This is a genomic window from Caulobacter sp. BE254 (genome assembly GCF_031457295.1).
Lineage (GTDB): Bacteria > Pseudomonadota > Alphaproteobacteria > Caulobacterales > Caulobacteraceae > Caulobacter.
In genome coordinates, this window is sequence record NZ_JAVDWJ010000002.1 from 507,388 (window position 1) to 523,332 (window position 15,945).

Genomic DNA, 15,945 nt, shown 5'->3' on the forward strand with positions numbered 1-15,945 from the left:
ATCACCACCATCATAGATCTACATGATGGCGCTGTTCAACCGATAGCTCAAGCTTGTTCGCGATGTTTTCTTGATTGCAGAACGTTGCGAGCTTCGTCCACGCTGCCGGGCGCGATATCTTCGAGAATTGCCATGAAGTCCAATCCAACCCATTCACGCGCACGCTGCAGCAACGTCAGGATCGGATGCCCCGGTTCCCTGCGCCGGTAGTAGTCGCCCAACGCCTCGAGGGCGCGGACGACATCGTCCCGGGTCTCGATCCGCGCGCCCAAGCCGGGCGTGGAGTTCGAGAAGCTTGGCGATGCAACGTCCGGTTCGGCGGTTGGTTCCCCGTTTTCTGGCGCGGTAGGATTTAGAACGAACGCCTGCACCGCGCGCCGCATCTGGCCAAGCGCTTCGTAGGTCGGCCGAAAATTCGTGGAACCGCCGTCGTCGGCGTTGGCGGTCAGCGTCAGATCCACGCGGCGAAGGCTGTCCTCGATCGTATTCAGCCGCTGGACGATCTCCGCGAGGCCGTCCTGGCTCACATCTTCGAGCGCGGCCCGGAACATTCCGTAGCCTTCCTCGGTTTCACCTCCCAAGCGGAAGCGTTCGAAGTCGTCGATCGAATAGTCGCCGAGGCGAGGATGGCGGATCAGCGTGATCCTGCGCAGGGGCTGGATGAACTGCGAGCTCCCGGCCAGGGAATCGCACGGGCCCTTGCGCCCCTGGAAACCGTACTCCTCGAGCCGGGGGTGCAAGCTCGGCCAATAGGCCTCCAGCAGGCCCGCCAGGTACTTGGCTCCGGTCTCGACGGTTTCCAGGTCGCCCGCGCGGGCGCCGGCGCGGCAAAGATAGATGGGCAGCCAGATGTCCTTGGTGCGCGCGCTCTGCTCGCCGATCTTGGCGATGGTCGCCCGCCAATCGATGTCGGACGCCTGGGCCTCGACGCCGGACGCGTCGATCGACACCTCGGTCTCGAAGGCCTGCTCGATTTCGTAGCGCTGCGGATCGTAGGCGAGGTCGGGGCCGGTCGGGTCGTCGTCGGAAACCGGCGCCAACAATCGACTCGGATCAAGCGCCATGTTCGCGTTCGCCTCAACGTTGATACAGCGCCCACGCCTTTTTTCTCGAACCCGCGAAAATCGACGGTGGGGGCGGGCGCGGAGTGTGGCCCAAGAAATCGTTTTGGCAAGTGTGTCTGGTTGAGATGTTTAAATTGATCGCTACACCTATGCAATGCGAGCCGCGGGCCGTAGGTTTCAGGCACAGTAACGGGAGCGATTAATGGATCGGCAGGCTACGATATCTGTCGCTCTTGGTACGGCTAAGCTTCACCTTGAGCGCTTCGAGTCCATTGAGCGCTTGAGCGAGCCGTTTGTGATTGTTGTGGAAGGGTTTTCCGCCGACGAGATCGATTTTCTGCCGCACCTCGGCAAGCCGGTTTCGCTGGACGCCGGCGATGAGATGGACCACGTCCGCTTCTTCCATGGGTTGTTGACAGAGGCCGCCCTGATCAAGGTCGACATCAACGGCGCGCACTACCGGCTGACCGTCAGGCCCTGGCTGTCGCTTCTGGACCAGAACCGAAATTACCGGATCTTCCAGGACAAGAGCGTTGTCGACATCGCCAAGCAGGTGTTCTCCGACGCCGGCATGAAGGACGTCGAGTTCGACCGGCTGACCGGCAGCTACAAGCCGCGTGAATATTGCGTCCAGTACAAGGAAAGCGACTTCAACTTCGTCTCGCGCCTGTTCGAAGACGAGGGCATCTACTACTATTTCCGGCACGAGGAAGCCGCTCACAAGCTGGTCCTCTGCGACGGAAAGTCGGCCCACAAGCCCGAACCTGGCTACGAGAGCATCCGCTTTCTTCCGGTCGCCGGCGACGAGACGAGCACGCCCGACACCCTCTCCGACTGGAACGAGCGGATCAGTTCGGTCAGTCAGGCCAGCGTGACCCTGCGCAGTTTCGACTTCACCAAGCCGCAGAACCCCGTCGAAGCGGTCAGCCAGGGCGCCGGCCAGCATCCCGGCGACGCGCTGGAGGTCTACGAATATCTCGGCGACTTCACCGACAAGAGCGAGGGCGAGGCCCGCGGCCAGGCGCGTTTGGCGGCCAGCCGCGCGCCCCGGCGCCTTTATAGCGGCGGCGGCGACGTCCTGGGTTTGGCTTGCGGCAGTCTATTCACCCTGACCGAAGCTGGGGTCGACCGCTTCAACCAGGAATATCTGATCATCGGCCTCAATCATGTCGTCGAGGCCGAAAGCCATCGCAGCGGCGACGACCGCCAGGCCCGGCGCGTCAATGTCGTGGCGATCCCCAGCGACACGCTGTTCCGCCCGCCGCTGGTCGCCACCAAGCCGATCTCCAGCGGCGTCGAGACCGCCACGGTGACTGGACCGCCCGGCGAAGTGGTCTATGTCGACGAATGGGGCCGCGTGAAGGTGCGCTTCCACTGGGATCGCTCGCCCGACCAGCCCGGCAAGACGTCGTGCTGGATGCGTGTCTCGCACCACTCGGCGGGCGCGGGTTTCGGCAATGTCGACCTGCCGCGCGTGGGACAGGAGGTCATTGTCGATTTCCTGAACGGCGATCCGGATCGGCCGATCATCACCGGGCGGGTCTATAACGGCCAGCGCAAGCACGCCTACGACCTGCCGGCCCAGAAGACCCGTTCGCTGTGGCGCACCCAGACGATCGGGCGCTCGGGCGACTATGCCGGGGCCGAGAAGACGCCGCCGCCCAACAGCGCGGGCTTCAACGAGATCCGGCTGGAGGACAAGGGCGGCGCGGAGGAGATCTATATCCACGCCCAGCGCGAGATGGTGCGTGACGTGCTGCTCGACGACACCCTGACCGTCCAGCGCGACCGCGCCACACGGGTGGGGCGCGACCGCAAGACCGCGGTCAAGCGGAACGAAACCACCACGATCGAGACCGGCGACGAGACCCACGAGGTCAGCAAGGGCAAGCGCACGACCACGATCGAGCTTGACGATGGAACCACCGTGCGCTCTGGCAACTATAGCTTGAAGGTGGACAAGGGGACGGTGACGATCGAAGCCGCGCAGAGCATCACGCTCAGGGTGGGGAAGAGTTCGATCGTGATGACCCCTTCCCAAATCACGCTGGACGCCGTGACGATCTTCAGCAACGCGCATGCATTGAACATCGTGAACGGTCCGCACACCGAGGTTCACGGGACAGGCGGAACGACGATCACAGGCCGCGTCGTCAAGATCAACTAGGACCGCGAATGAGACGCTGGAAGCAGGTTAGGTGGGCCGAAGCAGGCCAGATCACCGCGATTCTCGGATGGCCGAAGTCGGATCATGACGCCGATCCGCCCGAGGTCTTTTTCGATCGTCTGGTCGAGGAGGGGCGTGTGGACGACGCCGCCCTGTTCCTCGGCCAGGCCTTACCTCGCTTCGAAGCGGTCGCCTGGGCGGCCCGGACCGTCCAGGACCTGTCCCCGACCTCCGGCGTCCAGGACGCCGAAGCGCTCAAGGCGACTTTGCTGTGGCTGCAGGAGCCCAGTGACGGCCGGCGTCGTGCGGCGTCCGAGATCGCCGAACAGTCGCGAGGGACCAGCCCGCAGAGGATGTGCGCCCTGGCGGTGTTCTATTCGGGCGGCTCGATCACGTCGACGGATGTCGAACCCGTCCTGCCGCCCAAGGATGTGGCCGGCGCCTTCGCCTCGGGCGCCGTGCTCACCGCCGCGGCCGAGAGCGGGCGCCACACGGAAAGTCTTCGCTCGGCGCTCGTGCTCGGCGACGCGCTGGCCAGCGGCCGTGAAACCGCGCGCCCATGACCCTTGTCCTGACCATCAAGGCGCTGGATCGTCTCGACAATGGGGAGGCCGCGCGTCTGAAACTCGACCGCCACGGCGCACGCATCGGACGATCGCCCCACATGGACTGGTGCTTGCCGGATCCCCGCAGCTACATCTCCTCGGCCCACTGCGAGATCCAGTATCGCGACGGCGCCTATCTGCTCGTCGACCGCAGCACCAACGGCACCTTCGTGAACCGCGCGACGTCACGGCTGACGGCCCCGCACCAGATCGTCGACGGCGACGTGATCCTGATCGGCCACTACGAGATCGAGGCCCGCCTGGAGCAGGGCCGCGGGGCAAACGTCGAAGAGCCGGCGTCCGTCGGCGCTTGGGGCGGCTGGGACAGCCATGGCGCGCGGGAGGTCGCCGACGACCCGGCGCGGTGGGATCAGCCGCCGCCACGGGCGGCCGTCACCGGCCAGGGTTCGGTGTCCGGAGCCTGGGCGCCGCCGCGCATGGACCCCGCGCCCCAACCCGCCTCGGCCTGGAGTCCGGCTCGACCGGAAGCGCCGCCGCCGTCCGCCTGGTCCAGCGACCCGCCGGCCCAGGCCACGCCTTCGGCGGTCGACGTCTGGGGGCAGTTGGCGGCCACCAACGAGGTGGATTGGGCCCGCGGCTTCGGCGGTCCCGCCACGCCGGCGTTCGACGCGCCATCCTTGGCCCCGCCCTCCACGGCGCCTTGGGGCCAAACCCCCGCGCCGGCGCCAGAGCCTGCGCGAAAGGCGCGCCCGGCGCCCGCGGCCAGCGATGGCGCCGAATGGCGCGCCTTCCTGCAGGGCGCAGGCCTCAAGTCCGAGGACTTCAGCAGCTCGCCCCTGGAGGTGCTGTCGACGGCGGGCGGCGTCCTGCGGCGGCTCCTGGGCGGCATGGTCGTGATGATGGAGGCGCGGGCCAGGGCGAAGGCGCAGCTCGGCGCGCAGAACACCAGCCTGGAATTCGACGGCAACAATCCGCTGAAGTTCACGCGGTCGGCCGACAAGGCCATGGCGCAGATGCTCAACCGGCCAGATCGCGGCTTCATGCCGGCCGACCTGGCCGTGGAGGACGCCTTCCGCGACCTGCAGGCCCACCAGCTGGCCACCTTGACGGCCATGCAGGGCGCCCTGGCCGCCACGCTCGACCGCTTCTCGCCCTCGGCCATTCGCGGCCGAGCCGAGACGCGCGGGCTGCTGGCCAAGATCCTGCCGGGCGCGCGCGCCGCGGCGCTCTGGCAGGCCTATGAACGGGAGTTCGAGGGGGTCACGCGGGGATCGGACGAAGCCTTCATGGAGGTCTTCGCCAAGGAGTTCCGCGACGCCTATGAGCGCATCGCCGCCGACATGAAGGCCAAGCGCGGGCCGTAAAGCCTACCGCCGGTTCCTACGGCTCCGGCGATCAGGACAGGGCGAGCAGGGTGGTCTCGTCGCAATTGACCACGACGACGCTGACATTGTCCGGCGCGCCACGGTCCAGGCAGATCTTCACCAGCTCGTCGGCGGCCGCGGCCGGATTGCCTTGGGCCAGGATCGTGGCCAGCTCGGCGTCGGGGATCGTGCGGGTCAGACCGTCGCTGCAGACCAGGAAGACGTCGCCCACCTTGGCCTCGTCGGAGACGGCGTCGAGCTCCAGCCGGGGCGCGACGCCCACGGCCCGCGACAGCACGTGCGACATGGGATGGTTCTCGGCTTCCTCCGGCGTGAGCCGCCCTGACGTCACCATGTCCTGGACCTGGGAGTGGTCGACGGTCAGCTGGTAGAGCTCGCCGCCCCGCAGCAGGTAACAACGGCTGTCGCCGGCCCACAGTACGACGAACCTGCGGTCGCGCAGGAGCAGGGCCACGACCGTGGAGCCCATGGGCTGGCCCACCGACTTGGTCCAGATCCGCTCGTTGGCTTCGTGCACCGCCGCGGCGACGGCCGAGGCGGCGTCGTCGAAATTGGTCGGCAGGACGGCCGCCTCCAGGGTGGTGGTGATGGTCTTGGACGACCATTGGCCGTTGGCGTGGCCGCCCATGCCGTCGGCGACCGCCCACAGGCCCTGGTCCGGGCGCGCCAGCACCTGGTCCTCGTTGTCGCGCCGCACCTTCCCCGGATGGGTCAGGGTGGCGTCGTGAAACCGCAAACTCCCGTCATCCATGGACAGCTCCTATGTCGTCAGAACCTGGGTCATCAGGTCGGCGGGTGGTTGGCTGGCAATCAGATCGAACGGCGAGTCCGGCAACCAGAAGCGGCCATGCGCTTCGGTTCCGCCCTCTGATTCCAGAGTTTGAAAGATATTTTGCGCGCTGGCCACCATCGCGTCGATGTCGGCGGCGTCTTCGAACGCGCGGTGGATCTCGTCCTCCGCCGCCGTGGCGATGCGGTCGACCGCCGGCGTCGCCGGCGCCTGGTCGGTACGGCCGCCAAGAACGATGATGAAGCGGCGTCCGGCCGCGTCGATGGACGGCGCCAACGCCCCGGTCCGCCAACCCTCGCCGAACGGTCCCGGCCCGAACGAGAAGCGCAGCGGCGGGGCCGTGTCGTGCCGGCCCTCGAAATCGGAACCCAGGACCGTTCGCGCCCGCGCCAGCCCGGCGCTCGCCCAGGCGTCCCAGGCGTCCCGCTCGGGGCCGGAAAGGCCGCGGGCCACGAAGTCGCCGTGGGCCGGCAGCTTGCCGAACGCGAAGGCGCGCGGCGGCGTCAAAGCTTGGCCGGGCATCGGAATGACCATAGGCCGCCGCGGCCGAACGGGTTCTTGTCGGACGGCAGATTGACCTTGAGCGTGAAGTACTGGGCGCCTTGGCCGAACGTGGCCTTGATCGCGTTGGGACCGGCGTTTTCCTTCTGTGCGGCGTCCATCAGGCGGAAGAGCGCCCATACGCCCTGACCGTCATACCGCCGCACCTCCTTGGCGCCGGCGTAGAGGATGAGGTGGGCCTCGGGCAGGCCGGAAATCGCCCACATCACCGGCTTGGCGCCGACGCTGTTGGGCTCGAAGCGATAGGTCGCGCCGCCGGCCGAGAACTCGGCGGCGGTGACGGCGCCGCCGAAGCCCGCCGCCTCCACCCGGACCGGCAGGCCGGAGGTGAGCAGGTCGCGGATCTGGGCGGCCTTCTGGAACTGCTCGGCGCTGGCCGGATCGAAGGCGGCGGCCACGGGATCGTCCGAACGCCAGCGCCAGACGGGACCGGAGGTCAGCAGCAACGGCTGCAGGCGGTCGCGCATCATGCTGTCGAACTGGCCGTTCAGGCCCAGCACGCGCATCATGTCGGCCGCCGTCGCGTCGTTCTGGGCGGCGCCGTAGAACGGGTAGCGATTGTCGCTGACGCTACGGCATGCGCCGGCCAGATTGGTCGCATACTCCTGTCCGATGGCGTTCTGGGCCGAGGACACCACGGCGCCGCGACCGCTCTGGGTCGCCTGGGCGACGAAGCCCTGAAGCTGCGGCGGGGCCACGACGCTGGTGGTGGCGACCTGTCCGAGCGCCGAGGCCAGTTCGCCTTGCGCCGCGACGCCGCCCAACCCGCCGCCGGCGATCCCGGCGGCCATGTTGGCCGAGGCGGCCTGTTTCACCGCCGCCAGGAACTCGTCGATCGGCGCGGCGCCCTTGCCGTCGCCGACATAGGTGGCGAGCGGCCGGAAATAGTCGGTGATGGTCTTGCCGGCGTCGACGCCGCCGGAGTCCAGCACGGCCCCGCCGACGACGCGCGCGGCGGTCTTGAGCTTGCTGGGCGCCCGGATCGCCGGCGGCTTGCCGAAGGTGGTGTTCTTGCGAACTTCCAGAAGCAGCACCTTCAGCGGCGACGGCGTGCGGGTGAAGGCGCCGAGGGCGGCGGGGTTGGTGAAGTAGTCGGCCGGCTTCAGGCCCTGGACCACGCCGTCCCAGGCCGCGATATATTCCTTGGCGTAGAGCGCCGCGACGCCTGGCTTGACCTGGGCGATCTGCCCTCGGATCGCCGCCTTGTCGGCGTCCTGGCCCATGACCCACAAGTCCTTTTCCAGGTCCGAGGCGACGGTCTGGAGCCCTGGCTGATAGGCGCGCTCGAAACCCCCGCGAGTGAAGAAGTAAGGTACGCTGGCCTCGAGGATCGCATCGCCGTTCAGGAAGGCTTGGCGATCGCCGCTGGCCAGAACGCTGTCGGCGCGCCAGTCGGGCTGGTCGGCCGCGGCCGCCTTCTGGCGAAGAATCGCATAGGCGCGGTCGGCCAGGGACAGGGTCTGCACCGCCGCTCGCGTCGACTCGATCAGCGCGCCGTCGAGCGGCGCCTCCCGTCCCGGCCAGACGCGGCCCAGTTGCGGGTCGGCCAGCAGGACGTCCAGGTGCTTGGCCAGTTCCTCGCGGACCTCGGCGCGATCGGCGCCCGGCAGGGCGTTCTCGGCCCAGTCGTCGGTTACCCACGCCTTGACCGCCTTGGGATCCAGCGGGCCTTGGCCACCCAGCATCAGATAGACCTTGAGCGGCTCGTAGACCTTCAGCGGCTCCTGGGCGTGATCCTGCATGTAGCGTTCCAGGCGCAGCAGAATGCGCGGCAGGAGGATGCGCTGGAGCGCTTCGCGGTAGGCCTGGTCGGCGGCCTTGGCGTGGCCGTCCTGGAACAGGCCGAACCGCGTCAGCAGGGGCGGCCCGCCCTTGGCCTGGTCGCCGTGGCCGCGCGGCAGGTCGCGCAGGGCCCGGATCAGCGACAGCGCCTGCTCCAGGTCCGGATCGCCCTCGCGCACCTCGACCAGGTCGACGCCGGTCTCGCGCACCTCTGCGCTGACGTTCTGCGCGCCGACCAGGAGCTGGTCCTGCAGCGCCCTGTTCCTGGTGAAGCTGACGCCCCACAGCAGGGCGATCAGCAAGGACAGGGCGGCGACACCGGCGACGCCGGCGATCAGCGCCGTGCGCCGTCGGGCGCGGGCCGCCGGATCGCTCTGGACGAGCCCCGCCTCGGCGAAGATCACTTCCTTGAGCAGCCGGTTGAGGAAATAGGCCCTTCCGCCCTGGCCGCCCGAACCGGACGAAAACGCGGGCGCATCGTAGACGGCGGCCACGTCGCCCAGAATCCGGTCTAGCGGCGCGCCTTCCTGGACGCCGCTGGTCAGATAGAAGCCACGGAACAGCGGCGGCGCGTCCTTTTCCGCAAGCAGCGCCCCGTCCAGGAACCGGCTGAGCCTGGCCCGCAGTGAGGCGACCTGCGAGGGGAAGCCCAGGATCAGGCTGCGGCGATGCGGGTCGGTCTCTTCCTGCAGGCGCTTGGCGACGCGATCGGCCAGGGCCTGGACCACGGCGTCGAACTCGGCCAGCACGGCCTCAAGGCTGGTCGACGCTTCCAGCGGCAAGGTCGCGCCGAGAATGGCGCGTCGCCCCTCGACGTCGAGGTCGTCGAAGAACTCGCCAAAGCCGGCCAGCAGATCGGCCTTGGTGAAGAGCACATAGACCGGCGCGGAGACCTCCAGCGCCCGGCGCAGTTCCAGCAGGCGACGCCGCACCGCCGCGGCGTGGTCGTCCAGTCCCGCCCTGTCGCAATTGAGAAGCTCGTCCAGGCCGATCGCGACCAAGACCCCGTTGATCGGCTGCAGGGGGCGGGTGCGGCGAAGCAGCTTCAGGAAACTGTCCCAGCCCTTGTGGTCCACGACGGCGTCGGAGGTCTGGGTGGTGTAGCGACCGGCGGTGTCGATCAGGACGGCGTCGTCGGCGAACCAGAAGTCGAGATTGCGGGTTCCGCCTACGCCTTTGAGCGCCGAATCCGCGAACGGAAACTGGACGCCGGACTTCAGCAGGGCGGTGGTCTTGCCGGCCCCGGGCGGACCGATGATCACGTACCAGGGGCGAGCGTAGAGATAGTCGCGCTTGTCGCCCGTGGCGGTCTTCAGCTTGGCCAGCGCCGAGCGCATGCGACCCGCCAGCGCCTCGGCCTCCACGTCGCCCGGCGAGGCGGCGGCCAGTTGCTTGGCGATCTCGGCGGCGGCCCTGCGGGCCTTGAGGATTCGCAGCGTGGCGAAGACGCCCCAAACGAGCGCGACCAGCACGGCGAGCAGGGTCTTGACCCACCAGGGCCTCAGGAACGGCGCGACCAGCGGAAGGACCAAGACCAACAGCACCGCGACCAGGATCGCCGCGAGGCCGGTCAGCAGCCACCAGTTCAGGAAGAAGCGCTTCATCGTGGCCCTATTCGGCGCGCGGAATGACGATTTCGACCCGGCGGTTCAGCGCCTTGCCGTTCGCGGTGGAATTCGATGCGATCGGCTGGCTGTCGCCGAACCCCTCGGTGCTGACGCGGCTGGCGTCGGTGATCTTGCCGCGCAGGATTCTGGCGGCGGCGTCCGCCCGCGCCTTGGACAGAGCGAAATTGTCGGGGAAGGTGACGCTGACCAGGTGATCCGCGTCGGCGTGACCCTCCACCCGAACCGGGCCGCGCTCGGCCTCGATGGCCGCGCCGATCCGGGCGAACAGCGCCTCGCGGCCGGGTTCCAGCTTGTCCGACCCTGACCTGAACAGCTGGCCGACGGTGGTGCGCACGCGGATGGACTGGCTGTCCTGCTCGACCGCCACCAGATGCTGGGCGATCTCGGGCGCCAGGAAGCCCTGGATGCGTTGCAACTGGGTGCTGGTCGGGACAGGCGGCGCGGGCGCGACGCGCGACATCCGCAGCGGCTGGTCCGGGTTGATGGCCTTCAGGGCGTTCAGCGAGGGTTGGCCCGTCTGGCTCAGGATCACGCGTAAAAGGATGAACAGGGCCAGCAGGACGGCCAGGGCGACCGCGCCGGCCAGGGCCAGGGTCGCCCAGAAGCTGACACGGGCGGCCGGCGTGGGCTGGCCGCGCCAACGTGGCGACAGCTCGGTTTGCGATAGAGTGCGGACATGGTCGAGGGCCGCGTAGACGCTGGCCATGATCTCGTGCAGGCGGCGCTTGCCGTCGGGCGCGACGCGATAGCGGCCCTCGAAACCGGCGGCGAGGCAGGCGTGGTAGAGTTCGATCAGGTTGGCGAATTCCGCCGGACGGGCCAGCATGTCGTCGAGCAGGCGCCAGAACCGGTCGCCGCCGATGTTCTCGTTGAACACCTGCACCACCAGGCTGCGGCGCGCCCATTCCGCGCCGTCGGCGGCCTGGCCGGGAAGGTTCTGGGCGATGTCGTCGACCGTGGCGCACACCGCATAGCGCGCCCGTTGGCGGGTCTCGGCGTCATAGCCGGCGGCCTGGAGCGCTTGGTCGAAGGTCGCGACCGCGGCCGAAGCCTTCTGGTGCAGCTCGGGCAAGCTCAGGTGGACACGGCCGGACCGGACGCCGACGATCAGCGACAGCACCGGCGCGGCCGCCATCATCATCGGATTTCGGGCGCGCGCGGCCGGCGGGGCCGCCGGAATGTCGTCATCGCGGCTGATGGCGCGACGCGGCGGAGGTACTGGGTTGAAGGACGAGGATGCGAACGACGCCGGTTCGCTGGACGCGAAGGCCGGCGCGGGTGACGGGGAGGGGGGGGCGGACCTGCGCAGGTTCTGCAGCGGCGACGGCCGGAAGACCGTCTTGTTCGGGTTCTTCTCCTCGTCGTCGCCGGTCATCGTAGGGTCCCCTTGACGCACCAGAGCTCAAGCTTGAGGTCGGGCCATTCGCCTGCGACGTGCAGGCCCAGAGCCGCGGCGTTGGCGAAGTCGCGCCAGTCGGGGACGGAGCGGTCGAGCTCGAAATAGACGTAGCCCGGGATGACGCGCAGTTGCGGCGGCGGGGTCGGCGTATGCCTCAACGGCACGCCGGGCAGGGCGGAATCGACGATCTCGCGCATCTTCTGCACCGCGCCGATCTTGGCGATGGCCGGGAAGCGTCCGCGGATGTCGTCCAGCGACGCGCGGGCGTTGACGGCCAGGTAGAAATAGCCGGACTTGTAGAGATTGTGATCGGTGATCCGGGACGTGTAGGCGCCCGGCCCCGCCACCTGCAACGGCAGCTGGATCGCCGAACGGTCGAACACCGCCGAGAGCGCGGCCTGCAGCACCTCGAACACCGGCTCGAACGTCAGCTGAAGTTGCTCGTGGACGTAGTTGGGGAACGGCGGCGGTCGCCGATCGGGACGGGTCAGCGTCGCCAGTTCGCCAGCCATGCCCAGGAAGGCTTCATACAGGCGCTCGGGATGCACGGCGGGCAGGGCGGCCAGGTGCCGCAGCTGGCTGACCCACCGGTTGAGCGCCTGCAGGAGCAGGAAGCTGGCGAAGGTTTCCGCCCCGCCGTCCGTGGCCTCGACCGCTCTCAGGGCCAGTTCGTCGACACGCTGGGACGCACGGCCGATGATGTCGGTCAGAAAGCCCGACAGGCGCGGGCTGGCCCGGATGTCCAGGGTCGGCGGAATGTAGCGGTCGTCGAAGACCACGGCGCCGTTGTGCAGCTCGCGCACGCGCGCCAGCCCCAGCAGCACCCGTCCGTAGGTCTGGTCCTGGGTGACGCCGAACGCCAGGTTGGGTCGGGCCACCTCGATCGGCTCCTGGCCGCGTTCGTCCGAAAAGGAGTCGGCGACATCCTCCTCGTCGACCACGTAGCGCACGGTCGCGCCGCCCCGCTCGCCGCGGCTCTTGAACTCCACGGCGCCGCTCTGGCGGGCGGGAAGGGTGAGATGAACGATCACGTCGCGGGCGTCCGGCGGCATGTCCAGCGGCGGCGGCGGCGGCAGGTCGCCGGGAATCGAGAAGGGTAGGCCGTCGGGCAGGACGCCGGTCATCGATTCGATCGCGAACTTGCCCAGGGCCGCGAGGTCGGCGTTGATCTTCAGCTCCGACAGGCCCCACGGATAGGGGCGCAGGCCGTTGGCGCGCGCCGCGACCAAGGCCTCCAGATACCGATCCTGCTGCTGAAAATGCTGTTGTCGAAGGAATAGGCCCTCGCGCCATGCGACGCGGCTGTCGCTCTGCATACGCTTCCCTCAACGGACTCTAGAAATACCACTTAAACACTAGTCGGCAGAGCTGCGGAAGACGCATTTGCCATCTGCGGCCCTGGTTCTCCCGCGCCTTGCGGTTATGCTTGGCGAAAGGCAAGCAACGAGAGATGGATGCGGGGCTCACGGGAAGACGAACCATCGTTCGATCCTCGCAGCTGGCGACGGAAACCTGACCCGCCAGACGCCGCGGGCGCGGATAAGCCACGCTCGTCTGAAACAAGCTTGAGCATAAGAAGACCAGTGCTGTCGGCCGTGGCGGCCGCGGCGATTCTGGCGATCCTCGTGGCGGTCGGGTGGAGCGTCTGGCATCGCCCGTCCGCGCCCGCCCGTCCTGCCGCCGCGTCCAAGGCGCCCGCGGCCTCCAACGGGTTTCATCGTACGCTGGTGATCGCGCGCATCCAGGATCTGGCGGGCGCGTTGACCGCCGAAGGCGTCGCGACGGACCGGGCGCTGCGCTTCGGACTCGCCGCCAACCAGAAGCTTGAGGGCGCGCCGGGCGAACTGCGCGTTTCATTGACCTTTCCGAACGGCAAGGCCGACGATGTCGAGAGGATCGAACTGCGGCGTCCGGACGGCTCCGGCTTCGTGATTCACCCCGACCGCAACGGCCGCCTGGTCGCCGAAGACCTGGCCTCGGATCTTCAGGTCCGGATCAAGGTGGTGCGCGGCGAGATGGACGCCAACAGCTTCTATTCCTCGGCGGTGGCGGCCGGCGTCGTGGACTCGCTGGTCAGCGACTTCGCCGGCGCCTTCGCCTTCGACTTCGACTTTCAACGAGAGATCCGGCCCGGCGACATTTTCGAGGCGGCGTTCGAGCAGAAGGTCGACGGCCGGGGCGACGTCGTGGGGGCGGAGCGGCTGGTGTACGCCTCGCTGCAGACCCAGACCAAGTCGCGCGCGCTCTATCTGTTCCAGCCGCCAGGCGACGCCAAGCCCAGCTGGTTCGACGGCAATGGCGCCAGCGTCGCGCGGGGGCTGATGCGTACGCCCGTCGAAGGCGCCCGCATCACCTCCAGCTTCGGCCCTCGGGTGCATCCCGTGCTGGGATATACCCGAGTCCACAAGGGCACCGATTTCGCCGTTCCCGTGGGAACGACCGTCTATGCGTCGGGCGATGGGGTGGTGGATTTCGTGGGACCGCATGGCGGCCATGGCAACTTCATCCGGATCAGGCATTCGCCGGAACTCCAGACCGCCTATGCGCACCTGTCCGGCTACGCGTCCGGGGTGGTCGTGGGCGCGGCCGTCCGGCAAGGCCAGGCCATCGGCCTTTCGGGCAATACCGGCCTCTCGTCGGGACCGCACCTGCACTACGAGGTGATCGTCCGCGACGTGCAGGTCGACCCCATGGCCTTCCAGACCACCAGCCGCCGCAGCCTCAATGGTGAAGCTTTGGCGACGTTCCGCAAGGCGCGCGACAGGTTAGATGCTCTCAGGGCCGCGCAGAACGGATGACGGTGGAAAAGGTTCCCAAGCTTACACCGCCATATACTTGCGTCGCGTTGCTCGGCATCGCGGGCGGTTTACATGGCCTGACGGAACGTATCTGATTGACGTGCAAGAGGATTTTTCAAATTACAACAAAAGGTGGCAAAGCTGTATTGAGTAAGCTGTGCGCCAACGCTAGGCTCCCGCGCAATTCAGGCCAGCGAGAAAGAGTATGATCGTCATCATCGATGGGACCGGACCTGACAACGACCAGGAGTACGCCAAGGAGATGGGGAACTCGTTCCCCAGCCAGATCGCCAAGCAAGTCGTCGGCAGCACCTATTTTCGGGGCCCCTCGCTGACGGGCAAGGAAGTTTCCAGCATCGCCGACCGCGCGGTCGGCGCCGCCCAGGGCGGATCCGGACCGGTGATCCTCGTGGGCTACAGCCGCGGCGGGTGCACCGCGATCATCGCGGCCAAGCGGCTCAAGGCCCAGGGAAAGCGGGTCAAGGCCATGTTCCTGTTCGACGCGGTCGACATGCAGACCAGCGAACTGGGCCTTTCGCAGACCATTCCCGACAATGTCGACTTCGTCGCCCACGCCCGGACGGCGCGTGACCTGGCCTTCTGGATTCGCAATCCGGTCAAGTCGCGCTTCTATTTCTACAACACCGGGCGCTGGCTCGACGGCGACGGCGTCCTCGAGGAAAAGAAGTTCACCGGCACCCACGGCGCGGCTGGCGGCGTGCCCTGGGCCGACGTGGTGGGCGACCGGGCATGCTCTCTGGCGGTGGCGGACTGGATGACCGGGCAGCTCAAGGCCAACGGCGTCGACGTGACCCTGAAGGCCTGACGCGAGAATCCTGCTGTCTCGGTCGTCAAAGGCCGAGCGGCAGTTCCCGAGCGTTAACAGAAAGCGGCTGGTCGGCTTGGTCGGTCACGGGCCCGACCTGCCGAAAGGTCCGCGCAAGCTTGGGCTCGCATAGGCCAATCACCGCGCCAAGGCGGTGTCGCCGGACCTGACCGAAATGAAATCGCATCTCCTGACCGTTTGTCTCACAGCGCCTGTCCTGGCCGTCGGCGGCGCCGCCTGGGCCGAGGACGGCGCGCGCGACGGCCTGCACCTGTCGCTCGGGGCGGCGGGCGTCTATCGGCCCGAGTTCAAGGGGTCCAAGGACTACGAGTTCAAACCCCTGCCGTTCGTGGGCCTGCGCTACGGCCGCGGCGACTACTATGTGGCGCTCGAGGGCGCCGCCTTGCGGGCCAACCTGCTGCCCGGCGACTTCCTGGAGGCCGGCCCGATGCTCTCCTACGAGCGTGGGCGCGACGACGACGTCAAGAACCTCGCGGTGCGGCGGCTGGGCGAGATCGACGGCGCCGTCAACGCCGGCGTCTTCGCGCGCAAGCGTTTCGACGTCGGGAACGGCGTGCTGACGATCGGCGCGGAGGCGCTGACCGATACCGGCAAGGTCCACAAGGGCGTGCTGGCCACGGTCGGCGTCGACTACGATCGGCCGCTCTCCGACCGCTGGAGCCTGGGCGCCAACCTGTCGACCACCTGGGCCGACCGCAAATACATGCAGACCTACTATGGCGTCTCGCCGGTCGGAGCCCTGGCCAGCGGCCTGTCGCCCTACGCCGCCAAGGCGGGAATCGAGAACGTCGAGCTTGGCGCCAGCCTGCGCTACCGGATCAGCGACCGCTGGAGCGTCCTGGCGCATGGCGACTACCGCCGGCTCGTTGACAGCGCGGCCGACAGTTCCATAGTCGTGGGCGAGGGCTCCGCCGATCAGGGTCAACTGGCCTTCATCCTGCTCTACAGTTTCTGACGG

The 15,945-nt window shown here is 68.0% G+C and carries 12 protein-coding genes; 6 read left to right on the forward strand and 6 right to left on the reverse strand.

The window, feature by feature from the left end; all coding sequences use genetic code 11:
• Positions 1-47 precede the first annotated feature (47 nt).
• Positions 48-1,064 carry a type VI secretion system ImpA family N-terminal domain-containing protein gene (locus tag J2X41_RS06485; RefSeq protein ID WP_310080575.1) on the reverse strand — a complete coding sequence of 339 codons (1,017 nt, stop codon included), beginning with the start codon at positions 1,062-1,064 and terminating at the stop codon, positions 48-50.
• 202 nt (positions 1,065-1,266) lie between these two features.
• Here J2X41_RS06485 and J2X41_RS06490 point away from each other — a divergent pair, with 202 nt between their 5' ends.
• From J2X41_RS06490 to tagH, 3 genes are read left to right on the forward strand one after another with little or no spacing between them, the layout of a single operon-like run.
• On the forward strand, positions 1,267-3,231 hold the full coding sequence (locus J2X41_RS06490) for a type VI secretion system tip protein TssI/VgrG (protein WP_310080576.1): 1,965 nt from the start codon (positions 1,267-1,269) through the stop codon (positions 3,229-3,231).
• Positions 3,232-3,239: 8 nt separating this feature from the next.
• On the forward strand, positions 3,240-3,794 hold the full coding sequence (locus tag J2X41_RS06495) for a DUF6931 family protein (protein WP_404979880.1): 555 nt from the start codon (positions 3,240-3,242) through the stop codon (positions 3,792-3,794).
• Positions 3,791-5,161 (forward strand): type VI secretion system-associated FHA domain protein TagH, encoded by a 1,371-nt coding sequence (gene tagH / locus J2X41_RS06500; protein ID WP_310080580.1) that lies wholly within the window; start codon positions 3,791-3,793, stop codon positions 5,159-5,161. Before J2X41_RS06495 ends, tagH begins: the two co-directional genes overlap by 4 nt.
• Positions 5,162-5,192: 31 nt before the next feature.
• Here tagH and J2X41_RS06505 read toward each other — a convergent pair whose 3' ends face one another.
• From J2X41_RS06505 to tssK, 5 genes are read right to left on the reverse strand one after another with little or no spacing between them, the layout of a single operon-like run.
• Positions 5,193-5,933, reverse strand: coding sequence for a protein phosphatase 2C domain-containing protein (locus tag J2X41_RS06505; RefSeq protein WP_310080582.1), 741 nt, complete (start codon positions 5,931-5,933; stop codon positions 5,193-5,195).
• Between the two features lie 9 nt (positions 5,934-5,942).
• On the reverse strand, positions 5,943-6,479 hold the full coding sequence (tagF, locus tag J2X41_RS06510; protein WP_310080583.1) for a type VI secretion system-associated protein TagF: 537 nt from the start codon (positions 6,477-6,479) through the stop codon (positions 5,943-5,945).
• Positions 6,476-9,919, reverse strand: coding sequence for a type VI secretion system membrane subunit TssM (gene tssM, locus J2X41_RS06515; RefSeq protein ID WP_310080584.1), 3,444 nt, complete (start codon positions 9,917-9,919; stop codon positions 6,476-6,478). The genes tagF and tssM overlap by 4 nt, the downstream gene beginning before the upstream one ends.
• Before the next feature lie 7 nt (positions 9,920-9,926).
• Entirely contained in the window at positions 9,927-11,318 is a 1,392-nt protein-coding gene (icmH, locus tag J2X41_RS06520) for a type IVB secretion system protein IcmH/DotU (protein WP_310080585.1), read from the reverse strand.
• Positions 11,315-12,658 carry a type VI secretion system baseplate subunit TssK gene (gene tssK / locus J2X41_RS06525; RefSeq protein WP_310080588.1) on the reverse strand — a complete coding sequence of 448 codons (1,344 nt, stop codon included), beginning with the start codon at positions 12,656-12,658 and terminating at the stop codon, positions 11,315-11,317. The genes icmH and tssK overlap by 4 nt, the downstream gene beginning before the upstream one ends.
• Positions 12,659-12,907: 249 nt before the next feature.
• Here tssK and J2X41_RS06530 point away from each other — a divergent pair, with 249 nt between their 5' ends.
• The 3 genes from J2X41_RS06530 to J2X41_RS06540 all read left to right on the forward strand — a co-directional run bounded on the left by J2X41_RS06530 (position 12,908) and on the right by J2X41_RS06540 (position 15,942).
• Positions 12,908-14,140, forward strand: coding sequence for a peptidoglycan DD-metalloendopeptidase family protein (locus J2X41_RS06530; protein WP_310080590.1), 1,233 nt, complete (start codon positions 12,908-12,910; stop codon positions 14,138-14,140).
• Positions 14,141-14,345: 205 nt separating this feature from the next.
• Positions 14,346-14,966, forward strand: a complete 621-nt coding sequence (locus J2X41_RS06535) for a thioesterase domain-containing protein (RefSeq protein WP_310080592.1) — start codon at positions 14,346-14,348, stop codon at positions 14,964-14,966.
• Positions 14,967-15,141: 175 nt separating this feature from the next.
• Entirely contained in the window at positions 15,142-15,942 is an 801-nt protein-coding gene (locus J2X41_RS06540; RefSeq protein WP_310080594.1) for a MipA/OmpV family protein, read from the forward strand.
• Positions 15,943-15,945 lie beyond the last annotated feature (3 nt).

Excerpts from the sequence above, each read along its gene's own strand:
- J2X41_RS06485 (WP_310080575.1), bottom strand. The coding sequence starts at position 1,064 with ATGGCGCTTGATCCGAGTCGATTGTTGGCGCCGGTTTCCGACGACGAC.
- J2X41_RS06490 (WP_310080576.1), top strand. The coding sequence starts at position 1,267 with ATGGATCGGCAGGCTACGATATCTGTCGCTCTTGGTACGGCTAAGCTT.
- J2X41_RS06495 (WP_404979880.1), top strand. The coding sequence starts at position 3,240 with ATGAGACGCTGGAAGCAGGTTAGGTGGGCCGAAGCAGGCCAGATCACC.
- tagH (WP_310080580.1), top strand. The coding sequence starts at position 3,791 with ATGACCCTTGTCCTGACCATCAAGGCGCTGGATCGTCTCGACAATGGG.
- J2X41_RS06505 (WP_310080582.1), bottom strand. The coding sequence starts at position 5,933 with ATGGATGACGGGAGTTTGCGGTTTCACGACGCCACCCTGACCCATCCG.
- tssM (WP_310080584.1), bottom strand. The coding sequence starts at position 9,919 with ATGAAGCGCTTCTTCCTGAACTGGTGGCTGCTGACCGGCCTCGCGGCG.
- icmH (WP_310080585.1), bottom strand. The coding sequence starts at position 11,318 with ATGACCGGCGACGACGAGGAGAAGAACCCGAACAAGACGGTCTTCCGG.
- tssK (WP_310080588.1), bottom strand. The coding sequence starts at position 12,658 with ATGCAGAGCGACAGCCGCGTCGCATGGCGCGAGGGCCTATTCCTTCGA.
- J2X41_RS06535 (WP_310080592.1), top strand. The coding sequence starts at position 14,346 with ATGATCGTCATCATCGATGGGACCGGACCTGACAACGACCAGGAGTAC.
- J2X41_RS06540 (WP_310080594.1), top strand. The coding sequence starts at position 15,142 with ATGAAATCGCATCTCCTGACCGTTTGTCTCACAGCGCCTGTCCTGGCC.